Raw genomic sequence first — 10,455 nt, 5'->3', positions numbered from 1 at the left:
GGATCAACCGCGAGATTCGCGATCCACGGCTTGTCAGCGCAGAAATTCCAGATCGCCCGCGCATTGGCATTGGCACGGTGCATCAACGCATCCAGACCACCGATGGAGCGGCCCCATTTGAGCGCTATGAGGTAATCCTCGACCGCCAGCATCGAGGGTGTGTTGATCGTCTCGCCACGGAAAATACCTTCGATCAGTTTGCCGCCTTTGGTCATGCGGAAAATCTTGGGCAGGGGCCATGCGGGGGTATAGGTTTCCAGCCGCTCAACGGCGCGGGGGGACAAGATCAGCATCCCGTGGGCCGCTTCGCCACCCATCACCTTCTGCCAAGAGAAGGTGGTGACATCCAGCTTTTCCCAAGGCAGGTCTTGGGCAAAAGCGGCAGAGGTTGCATCACAAAGCGTCAGGCCCGCACGATCCGCAGGGATCACATCGCCAGAGGTGACACGCACACCAGAGGTCGTGCCGTTCCATGTAAAGCAGACGTCATTGTCATAGTTCAGCGCCGCCATATCGACGATTTCGCCATATTCGGCGGTGTGAACAGTCGCCTCGATTTTCAGCTGCTTGACCACATCAGTCACCCAGCCTGCACCAAAGCTTTCCCATGCGACCATCTCGGCAGGGCGTTCGCCCAAGAGCGACCACATCGCCATCTCATAGGCGCCGGTGTCAGAGGCGGGCACGATGCCGATGCGGTAATCCGCTGGCACGCCCAGAATTTCACGTGTCAGGTCAATCGCCTCGGCAAGCTTGGCTTTGCCGACGCCAGCACGGTGTGACCGGCCCAAGGGCGCGTCACGCAATGCATCCAATTTCCAGACGGGGGGTTTGGCACAGGGGCCAGAAGAAAAACGCGGATTAGCCGGCCGCGTTGCCGGTTTGGTCATAACCATTGCTGGTATCCTCACAGATATGCGCCCTTCGTTGGGGAAGGGTGTCCCACCGCCGGACATACGGACCCCCCACAAAATCAGCAATAGGAAAAACTGTGTGCTCTGCAGGTAAATGCACACTTTTGCAGCATGATGCGGGAACGGCTGTTTCCGATAGGCACAAATCTGACACGAGGAAGTCCTGCTTTGTACCCTGTCGCCGAACGAGAGATTCGTGAGGTTGGCCGATACAAGATTGCTCAAATGGGGGTGTCAGGGAAAACCGTTGAGAGAGCTGCCACTCACCTCAACGGCCTGTTCGAAGAGTCTTCCACGTCTGGACAGTACGCATATGGCGAAATCTCGGTTTGAGCCTAGACCGGCCAAACCCATCGACGTTCCCTGAAAACGCCTTTCAGCGCGTCCGACGCGTCTAGTGCGGATTAAAAACTCACGTGGCGAACGTTGCCATTATGCTGCGCGTGTTCTTCAGCCTGATCCGGAAGAAAATCGCGTAAAATACCGGCACCGCAATCAGCGTCAGGACGGTCGCGAAGGCCAGACCGCCCATGATCGTCACCGCCATCGACGCAAAGAAAGCATCCCCGAGCAGCGGCAGCATGCCGAGGATTGTCGTAACTGCTGCGAGGAAGACGGGGCGCAAACGGCTGACGCTGGCTTCGACTACGGCGCGTTCGGGCGGTACCGCACCGGCGATCTGTGCGTCGATCTCATCTACTAGCACGATGGCGTTCTTCATCAGCATCCCCGACAAACTGAGCAGACCGAGCAGCGCGGTGAACGAAAACGGCAATCCGGTCAGCAACAGCCCCGCCACGACACCGCAAACCGCCATTGGCACAACGAGCCAGATCACCAGCGGTTGGCGGACCTTGCCGAACAGCAGCACCGAGATCGTGAGCATTACAAGAAAACTCATCGGAAGCTGCGTGCCGAGCGATTCCTGCGCATCGCCGGAGCTTTCGAACTCGCCTCCCCATTCCATGCTGTAGCCGAGCGGCAGGTGCATCGCTTCGATTTCGCTTAACACCGCATTGCGCGCGTCGACAGCCGTCAGCTCGCCCGCCTTGCTCGCCTGCACGCTGATCGTGCGCAACCGATTACGGCGCTGGATCAGCACTTCCTGCGTCGTGCTCTCGAATGCGGTAACGATCTGTGTCACCGGGATGTAGGTATTCTCGGTCGTGCTGAAGATCAGACGATCCTGCAACAGCCCCGCATCGGCGCGTTCGTCGGGCGGCGGACGCGCGATGATCGGGATTGATTGGTCACCTTCGCGGTAACTGCCCGCCTGAACGCCGGAGGTCGCGAATTCCAGCGCCTGCGCGACATCGCCCCGGTCCACCCCGGCGAGCCTTGCGCGTTCGGCATTGAGATGCGGTGCGATCACGAGCTCTTGCTGCCGCCAGTTCTGGCGCACGTCGATCAGCGCGCCGGAGCGTTCCATGATCGCCATCGCCTCAGTCGCCAGCCTGCGCAGTTCGGTGGGGTCTTCACCGAGGAACCGCACTTCGACATCAGCACCGCCCCCCGGCCCGAAGACCAGACGCTCTGTCCTGACCTCGGCCTGCGGATAGCTGGCTCCCAGCATGTCGCGCAACTCCGCCGCCAGCGGGTTGATCGCGTCGCGGTCCTCCATCTGGACGATGAACTGGCCATATGCGGTATTGGGCTGTTCGGGCGCATAGGTCAGCATAAAGCGGCTTGCTCCTTGCCCAACGAGCGTGGTGACCGAACGCACACCGGGCTTTTCGAGGATCAGCGCCTCGATTTCGACCATGTCGCGGGCCGTGGCGCGAATATCGGTGCCTTGCGGCAGCATGTAGTTGACGTAGAAGAGCGGCGTATTGCTCTCGGGAAAGAAGGATTGCTTGACGAAGCCGAATCCGTAGAACGACACGCCCGTCAGCGCGACCAGCGCCACGACCGTCAGCGCACGAATCCGCAAGGCACCGCGCAGCACACTGGCATAGGCGCGGTAGATGCCGCCCGCATAAGGATCGGCATCGGCATCGGCGGCCGAAGGCTTCAAAAGCCAATTGCCGAAGAGCGGCGTCACAGTGATCGCGAGTATCCAGCTCAGCAGCAGCGAGATGCCGATGACGGCGAAAAGCGAGAACAGGAATTCGCCCGTCGCATCAGGGGACAGCCCGATCCCCGAGAATGCCATGATGCCGATCACCGTCGCGCCGAGCAGCGGAATCTGCGTCCGCCGCGCCGCCTCGCCTGCCGCCTCGCGGGCGGATTTGCCCCTTTGCATATGGATGAGCATGCCCTCGGCGACGACGATGGCGTTATCGACCAGCATCCCCATTGCGATGATGAGCGCGCCAAGGCTGATCCGCTCCATCTCGATGCTGAAGACAGCCATGAAGAAAACTGTACCAAGCACCGTGAGCAGCAGCGTCGCACCCACGACAAGCCCGATCCGCCAGCCCATGAACAGGCAGAGCACTCCCACGACGATGGCGACCGACATGGCCAGGTTGACCATGAAATCGTTCACCGCTGATTCCACGACGACATGCTGTTCGTAGATTGGGTGCAACTCCACCCCGAGCGGGATCCGGGGGGAAAGCTCGGCCAGCTTCGCATCGACCGCCTTGCCGACATCGACGATATTCGCATCGGCCACACCCGCCACGGCCAGCGTGAAGGCGGGCGCGCCGTTGAAGCGGATGAACTGATCCGGCACTTCGGTTGGTGCGCGTGTGATTGTCGCGATATCGAGCAGACTGATCTGTTCGGTTGTGCCAGGCCGCCCGACGCGCAGCGCCTCGATGGCAGAGACGCTGTCAAAGCTTGAAGGAACGGTGATCCGCACGTTCCGGTCGCCGACGCGCACTTCACCGGCGGGGGAAACCGCGTTCTCGCTCTGGATCGCGCCGATCACCTGATCGACGCCGATGCCGAGCCGCGCGAGCCTTTCGTTCGACACTTCGATATAAATCGTCTCGGTCGGCTCTCCCGCCGTCGTGACACGTGCGACACCCGTCACGGTAAGCAATTCGCGCCGCAGGAAGGTCGAGAGATCGCGCTGCGCCACATCGGACAGGCCGGGTGCGGTGACCGCGTAGAAAAGGCCGAAGACATCGCCGAAATTGTCGTTCACGAAGGGTGGATTGACCCCCGCCGGCAGACGCGCATCGCCGACGCGGCGGCGCAATTCGTCCCAGATCTGGGGGATCTCACTACCGTCATAGGTCGATTTCATCTCGACCGTGACTTCGGATACGCCCGGCATTGATTTCGACGTCACACGGTCGAGTTGTGCCATCTGTTGCACCGCGGCTTCGAGCGCTTCGGTGACTTCGAGCTCCACCTCTTCGGCGGTGGCACCGGGATATTGCGTGACGATGACTGCCTGTTTCAACGTAAAGGCCGGGTCTTCGAGCCGACCCACCGTGTTGAAACCCCAGATACCTCCGAACAGGCAAAAGAGGACAACGATCATCGTATTGACGGGACGGTCAATCGCGTAGCGTGCAATATCCATGATCCGACTCTAGTTCTGCTGCATCATTGGCTGCACGACCATCCCGTCGCGCAGCAAATGCACCCCGGCCGTCACGATCATATCACCCGAAGCGATACCTTCGGTGACCGGCAGGAGAGCATCGGTGACACGTCCGATGGTTACATCGCGCGGGCTGACGGTATTGGTCACAGGATCGAGCAACCAGACACGAAAGCCACCGTCCTCCGCTACGTCGAGCGCGCTTTCCGGCACGCGCAAGGCTGCCCCGTCCATCGCCGTGTTGGGTGAGATCTCGACTGAGGCGGTCATGCCTGGCAACAATCCTCCGGCCATGGCGGGAGCGAGCGCAAAGCTCACCTGATAAGTCTGTGCGACCGCATCGGGTTCTGTATTATGCTCTCTGTAGGTCAACGGCACCTCGCGGCTATGTCCGTTCGTTCCGAAACGTGCGGTGACATCGAAGCTTTCGGGCGTTTCGACCAAAGCGATCAGGTCTTCGGGCACCGAAATCACCACGCGGTACTCACTGATGTCCTGAATGCGCAATATCGGCGTGCCCGGTTGAATATTACTGTATGTGTCGGACAGACGGCGCGTGATCAGTGCGTTGAAAGGTGCCTTTATTTGCGTATGAGCAAGGTTGCGCGCAGCATTTTCGACAGCAAGGTCGGCTAGACGGAACTCTGCCTCGGCCTGTTCGAAGGCGGCGCGAGATACCGAGTTATTGGTGACAAGCGTCTCGCGCCGCTGAAACGCGTTCTGGGCAAGCCCGCGCGACAGTTCGGCTTCGCGCAGGGCAAGCTCGAAATCCTCGGGATCGAGTGACGCGAGAATCGCACCTTGCGCAACCACTGTGCCTTCACGCACCGGGATATCGACGATCTCGCCACCGACCTGAAAAGTCATATCCACCGTGCTGACCGCGTCCAGCCGACCGACAAAGCGCCGTGTATCGGTCAGAGCCTCACCTTCGATCACTGTCACCATCGCGGTCGGGGCAGGGGCCGTAGCCGTCACCTCGGGCTCGTCTTCAATGCAGGCGGACAAAGCGAGCAAAGCGGCTAACAGAAAAAAGCGTGTCATCGGATCAGATCCATCTAAGGGTTGCGAATAATGTCTACGAGTGGTTACATAATGAACCTGCAACATAAGTCAACGGGTGATTACATGACCTGCGAAGCATCTGATGCTGACCGACGTCCACGCAATGCCGATGCAACGCGCGAAGATCTTATCGTGGCGGCAAAGCGGCTCTTTGCCCGCAATGGCTATGACGGAACTGGCCTGCGCGAAATTGCGAGCGCAGCCGGAGTGAACGCGGCGTTGATCAACCGCTACTTTGGATCGAAGAAAGGCCTTTTCGCCGCCGCCATCGAGGGCACATTCGCAAGCCTGCCGCTCCAGCCTGAGAACAAGGCTGATTTCGGGCGACAGATCACTGCCATCATGGCGACGAAGGAAAATTATCAGGAAGACCTCGATCTTTTCATGATGATCGCCCGTGCCTCGGGGAATGAAGATGCCGAAGAAGCGGTGCGCGATGCAGCGACCACTGGATTCCTTGAACCGATGGCGCGGTTAATCGGCGGGCCAAACGCTCAGAAGCGCGCTGCCATGATCATGGCTATCCTGACCGGTGGGGCAATGCTGCCGATGCTTGTCGGACGCAATGCGCTGGAAGGCTTTGACGAAGAGGCGATGGCTCTGTATCTCGCTCCGTCGATTCAGCAGTTGATCGACATGGACGACTCATCGGCTTAATGGCCAGTGCGGAATTTCTATCATTCATCGCCAAGGGCCGTCGTGGCACAGTTGTTCGCATTGATCTTGCGCAGCAGGTGATCCAGCGCGACCTGATCCTCGATCCGGAGCCGAAATAACTTGGTCTCCCGCATATTGAACCATCCCATCATGGCCAAATCCTCCCTGCTTGAAAGGCAAGTAAGTCAATCAGTTGCGCTCCGACGAGGGCCGCGTCTTTCACCAGTGCCGATCATTATTATCCGGCTTATTTTGACCGGAGGTTTTGTCTGGCAGGTGATGGAAGTATTCACGCCATTCGACCGAATGGCCAAGCGTCTGCCAGCAACTTTGGCAATATATCATTCGCAAAAGCGTCCGCTGTGACGCCGCCGAACATGTATTTCGCTTTTCCATCCAGCACGAGGTTTGCCATGCCGTGGATGGACGACCAAACAACGAAGACGTCCGCCATGGTATCGGTCGATGCCCCGTCGCGCCGCATAATCGCTTGCGCAAAGCCAGTCAAAGCACGGGCGCTGACCTCGGCATAGCGGGGGTCGTCCCGGTTCACGAGGTCGGGGCGGAACATAAGCCGGAAGCGCCCGGGGTGGGCCAGCGCAAAGCGCACATAGGCCAGCGCGAGTGATCGCAGATCGGCGGCAGGGTCGTCGCTTGATGGCACGGCATTCAATGCTTCGCCAAGGCTGTCATAACCCAAAAGTGCGACCTCGGTCAGAAGCCCAGTGGCAGAACCGAAGTGATGCGCCGGTGCTCCGATCGACACGCCTGCGCGGCGCGCAGCCTCGCGCAATGAGAAACCTTCGATGCCACGGTCGCGCAGGATTGCATCCGCCGCGTCGACAAGGGCCGCTTTCAAGTTTCCGTGATGATAGCCGGTTTTCGCAGGTTGGTTTTCATTTTCCATCTATGCAGTGCTCAGATTAGGTGTTACCGCTTATCTTATCGCCGTTCAGATAGCAGATTCAATAGGAGAATTGATTATGAAAAATTGGCTTATCACAGGTGCGAATCGTGGTCTTGGCCTCGCCTTTGCAGAGGCCGCACTACACCGGGGCGACCGTGTTGCCGCCACCTCCCGGAGGATTGAGGGGCTTGCTGATCTTATCGCGCGTTTTGGAGATCAGGTGGTGCCGCTGACGCTGGATGTGACGGATCGTGCAGCGTGCTTTGCTGTTGTGAAACAGGCACATAGCGCACTTGGTCAGATTGATGTCGTCGTCAACAACGCGGGCTATGGGCTGTTCGGCATGGTCGAAGAACTGACCGAGGCAGAGATGCGCGACCAGATGGAGGTCAATTTCTTCGGCCTCTTCCACATGACGCAGGCCATCCTGCCGGTGCTGCGCGCGCAAGGTGCCGGCCATATCCTGCAGATTTCCACCGTGGGCGGCGTCATGACCTTCCCCGGTCTTGGTGGCTATCACGCCTCCAAATGGGCGGTCGAAGGGCTGAGCGACGCGCTGGCGCAAGAGGTCGCCGGGCTAGGCATCAATGTCACGCTTGTGGAACCCGGACCTTATGCAACCGATTGGAGCGGCGCTTCTGCCACTCATGCCACCCCGATCAACGATTATGATCCACTGCGTGCCGCCATGGCAGAGCAACAATCCCAGATGCCGTCGGAGATGTATGGCGATCCGGCTGCTGTTGGCCCTGCCATCCTAAAGCTGGTCGACAGCGCCGCCCCGCCGACGCGCTTGTTCCTCGGGGCGATGCCGACGATGATTGTGCCACCTGCCTATGCGGCGCGCCTTGCAGAGTGGGACGCGTGGAAGGATGTGTCGGTAGCAGCTACTCAGGTGCAGCATGACTAGGGCAGTCCCGTTCCGGCATATGGCCGTTGTATGGGCGCAAAGCGGGCTTGCTGCCTTTGTGATGATTGGCGGCGGTGCGGCGCATTTCGCAATGCCAGAGGGTTTCGCCCCGCTGGTCCCTGCATTTTTGCCCGCTGTTACGGTGATCCTGCTGGCCGGGGTCGTGCAGGTCGTCATCGGTCTGGCGGTGCTATGGCCGCGCACGCGCGCTTTGGGAGGTCTGGCCTTTGCCGCACTTTGCGCCGCCTATCTGCCGCTGCATCTATGGGACTACGTGCGGCCCGACCCGGTTTTTGAGCCCCCGGTCGCCGCGACGATCCGCGTTGTCATTCAGGGTCTCTTCATCTGGGCTGGTCTGAGCCTGTGGCGCAGGGCGCGCTGATACCTTCCCTTCATCAATTCAAATAAGGAGACAATTTACATGTGTGAAAATTGTGTAACTGGTCGTGGACCGCATATCCAAGACGATATGACCCGCCGTGACATCCTGGCCAGAATGGCGGCGAGTGGTGTTCTGGTGGCTGGCGGGGGTGGACTTGCTGGCATGGCGTCTGCGCAGGAAGCAGCCGTCAGTGGATCAGGGCCGTTTCCGGCGACAGGCGTTTCTTGGATGGCTGCGGGACACCCCCCGCAACGGCAAAGCTTCGCGCGTCGCGCCCTCAACGCCGATGATGTGCTGATCGACATTCTCTATTGCGGGATTTGTCACACCGACATCCACGCGGCCAACAACGACTTTGGCTTTACCAACTGGCCGCTTATGCCGGGACACGAGATCGTGGGCCGTGTGGCGGCAGTCGGATCGGCCGTCACACGGTTCAAGGTGGGCGATGCGGCGGGCGTGGGCTGTATGGTCAATTCCTGCGGTGAATGTGAGTTCTGTCTGGCAGGGACCGAACAATATTGCGCGCGGGGCAATACGCAAACCTATGGCCTGCACCGACCCACGGGCGAAAACCTGCTCGGCGGCTATTCCAACCGGATCGTGGTGCGCGAGGCTTTCACCCTGCGTATCCCTGATGGCATGGACTTGGCACGGACTGCACCTTTGCTCTGCGCAGGCGTGACAACCTTCTCTCCACTTGAGCACTGGCAGATCGGGGCGGGCGACCGCGTCGCGGTGGTTGGCCTCGGCGGGTTGGGGCATGTGGCTGTCAAGCTGGCCGTTGCCCGCGGGGCAGAGGTCACGGTGATGACCACGTCTGAGGCCAAGCGTGCCGATGCACTGGCGATGGGGGCTGTTGATGTCATGGTCTGGCCGGATCCAAATGCCGTGCCAGCACGGGTAGGTTCCTTCCATAGCATCCTGTCGACGGTGCCCGAGGCCTTTGATCCAAACCCTTTCCTGATGATGCTGCGCACCGGTGGGACGCTGATCAATGTCGGACTGTTCACACCTTTCAGCGAACAGCCCAACAATATCATGCTCTTGGTCGGGCAAAAGTCGGTTGCAGGCTCGCTCATAGGTGGCGTGGCCGAAACGCAGGCTATGCTGGACTACTGCGCGGAGCAAAATATCCTGGCGGATATCGAGATGGTCGCTGCCGACCAAATCCAGACCGCAATGCAACGCGTGAAAAACAAGGACGTGCGCTATCGCTTCGTCATCGACATGAGCACGCTTGCCTAAAAGTGGCATCCGGCCACGGGCTTGCTTTGCCAAGCCGCGTGGCCGGGAAGGCCGTCTGCGCCGCGTGACACCCATGATCCCCGCGGTGGGCATGATGTTTACCGCCCCAAGAAAAAGCGCGAAAGCTTCCTGAGCGAACTTTTCGACTTTTAGGGGTGCACCCTGCCTGCTGTGGCGCTAGACCTTGGGCGATATTGACATGAGGTCCGCCATGCAGGTTGTCACACTGATCACAACACCCACGGAACGCAATCTGGATGCGGCGCTGGTTGAAAACCTGCGCAACGCGTGGGGCGGAGGTGATGCACATTGGCTTGCCATTGATGAGGCCGCTGAATTTGCGATTCCATCTGTGCCGGACAACCAGTGGGAGGTCTGGGCCGACCTGCAAGGCGCCTGTGTCGATCTGGTGATCCAGCCCCATGAGGGGCGGCGCAAAAAGATGCTGCTGGCCGATATGGACAGCACGATGATCCGGCAGGAATGTATCGACGAACTCGCCGCCGAGGCAGGCGTCGGCCCGCGTGTGGCAGATATCACCGCCCGCGCCATGAATGGCGAGCTTGATTTCGAAGAGGCACTGATCGAGCGGGTCGGGCTGCTTAAGGACCTGCCCGTTGGCATCATCGATCAGGTTCTGGATGAGCGCATCACACTTATGCCCGGTGGCTACGAACTCGTGCAGACCATGAAGGCGCAGGGGGCCTATGCGGCACTGGTCTCGGGTGGTTTTACGGCCTTCACGTCACGTGTCGCAGCAACGCTTGGCTTTGACGAGAATCGCGCCAATACCTTGCTGTCCGAAAACGGCAAGCTGACAGGTGATGTCGCCCGCCCCATTCTGGGCAAAGCGGCCAAGGTGACGGCCTTGCA

10 protein-coding genes are annotated in these 10,455 nt (G+C 59.8%); 5 read left to right on the top strand and 5 right to left on the bottom strand.

The genetic code is table 11. The features are described from left to right. The 3 genes from VGP75_RS16060 to VGP75_RS16050 all read right to left on the bottom strand — a co-directional run. Positions 1-896 (bottom strand): phosphoserine transaminase (locus VGP75_RS16060; protein ID WP_327544624.1); only part of this gene is annotated, 896 nt, incomplete at its 3' end. A gap of 430 nt (positions 897-1,326) precedes the next feature. After that, a complete protein-coding gene (locus VGP75_RS16055; protein ID WP_327544623.1) occupies positions 1,327-4,392 on the bottom strand; it encodes an efflux RND transporter permease subunit in 3,066 nt (1,021 codons plus the stop codon). A gap of 9 nt (positions 4,393-4,401) precedes the next feature. Next, entirely contained in the window at positions 4,402-5,457 is a 1,056-nt protein-coding gene (locus tag VGP75_RS16050) for an efflux RND transporter periplasmic adaptor subunit (RefSeq protein WP_327544622.1), read from the bottom strand. Positions 5,458-5,541: 84 nt separating this feature from the next. Between VGP75_RS16050 and VGP75_RS16045 the strand changes: the two genes are divergently transcribed. Next, the gene (locus VGP75_RS16045) at positions 5,542-6,135 is read left to right on the top strand and encodes a TetR/AcrR family transcriptional regulator (protein WP_327544621.1); all 594 of its coding nucleotides are present in this window, start codon (positions 5,542-5,544) and stop codon (positions 6,133-6,135) included. 20 nt (positions 6,136-6,155) lie between these two features. Here the strand turns inward: VGP75_RS16045 and VGP75_RS16040 are convergent, their stop codons facing one another. Both VGP75_RS16040 and VGP75_RS16035 read right to left on the bottom strand, forming a co-directional pair. After that, a complete protein-coding gene (locus VGP75_RS16040; RefSeq protein WP_327544620.1) occupies positions 6,156-6,287 on the bottom strand; it encodes a hypothetical protein in 132 nt (43 codons plus the stop codon). A gap of 137 nt (positions 6,288-6,424) precedes the next feature. Then, positions 6,425-7,042 carry a TetR/AcrR family transcriptional regulator gene (locus tag VGP75_RS16035; RefSeq protein WP_327544619.1) on the bottom strand — a complete coding sequence of 206 codons (618 nt, stop codon included), beginning with the start codon at positions 7,040-7,042 and terminating at the stop codon, positions 6,425-6,427. A gap of 76 nt (positions 7,043-7,118) precedes the next feature. Here VGP75_RS16035 and VGP75_RS16030 point away from each other — a divergent pair, with 76 nt between their 5' ends. From VGP75_RS16030 to serB, 4 genes are all read left to right on the top strand, one after another. After that, positions 7,119-7,952 carry an oxidoreductase gene (locus VGP75_RS16030; RefSeq protein ID WP_327544618.1) on the top strand — a complete coding sequence of 278 codons (834 nt, stop codon included), beginning with the start codon at positions 7,119-7,121 and terminating at the stop codon, positions 7,950-7,952. Next, entirely contained in the window at positions 7,945-8,334 is a 390-nt protein-coding gene (locus tag VGP75_RS16025) for a DoxX-related protein (RefSeq protein WP_327544617.1), read from the top strand. The genes VGP75_RS16030 and VGP75_RS16025 overlap by 8 nt, the downstream gene beginning before the upstream one ends. Before the next feature lie 87 nt (positions 8,335-8,421). Beyond that, positions 8,422-9,582, top strand: a complete 1,161-nt coding sequence (locus tag VGP75_RS16020) for an NAD(P)-dependent alcohol dehydrogenase (RefSeq protein ID WP_327544616.1) — start codon at positions 8,422-8,424, stop codon at positions 9,580-9,582. Positions 9,583-9,793: 211 nt separating this feature from the next. Continuing rightward, a partial coding sequence (serB, locus tag VGP75_RS16015; RefSeq protein ID WP_327544615.1) for a phosphoserine phosphatase SerB occupies positions 9,794-10,455 on the top strand: 662 nt, incomplete at its 3' end.

The organism is Yoonia sp. (genome assembly GCF_036007805.1).
In the GTDB taxonomy this organism is placed as follows: domain Bacteria; phylum Pseudomonadota; class Alphaproteobacteria; order Rhodobacterales; family Rhodobacteraceae; genus Yoonia.
Note: the sequence above shows the minus strand (reverse complement) of the source record. Positions and strands in the feature narration are given on the sequence as shown.

Excerpts from the sequence above, each read along its gene's own strand:
- VGP75_RS16050 (WP_327544622.1), bottom strand. The coding sequence starts at position 5,457 with ATGACACGCTTTTTTCTGTTAGCCGCTTTGCTCGCTTTGTCCGCCTGC.
- VGP75_RS16020 (WP_327544616.1), top strand. The coding sequence starts at position 8,422 with ATGACCCGCCGTGACATCCTGGCCAGAATGGCGGCGAGTGGTGTTCTG.
- VGP75_RS16040 (WP_327544620.1), bottom strand. The coding sequence starts at position 6,287 with ATGATGGGATGGTTCAATATGCGGGAGACCAAGTTATTTCGGCTCCGG.
- VGP75_RS16055 (WP_327544623.1), bottom strand. The coding sequence starts at position 4,392 with ATGGATATTGCACGCTACGCGATTGACCGTCCCGTCAATACGATGATC.
- VGP75_RS16045 (WP_327544621.1), top strand. The coding sequence starts at position 5,542 with ATGACCTGCGAAGCATCTGATGCTGACCGACGTCCACGCAATGCCGAT.
- VGP75_RS16035 (WP_327544619.1), bottom strand. The coding sequence starts at position 7,042 with ATGGAAAATGAAAACCAACCTGCGAAAACCGGCTATCATCACGGAAAC.
- VGP75_RS16025 (WP_327544617.1), top strand. The coding sequence starts at position 7,945 with ATGACTAGGGCAGTCCCGTTCCGGCATATGGCCGTTGTATGGGCGCAA.
- VGP75_RS16030 (WP_327544618.1), top strand. The coding sequence starts at position 7,119 with ATGAAAAATTGGCTTATCACAGGTGCGAATCGTGGTCTTGGCCTCGCC.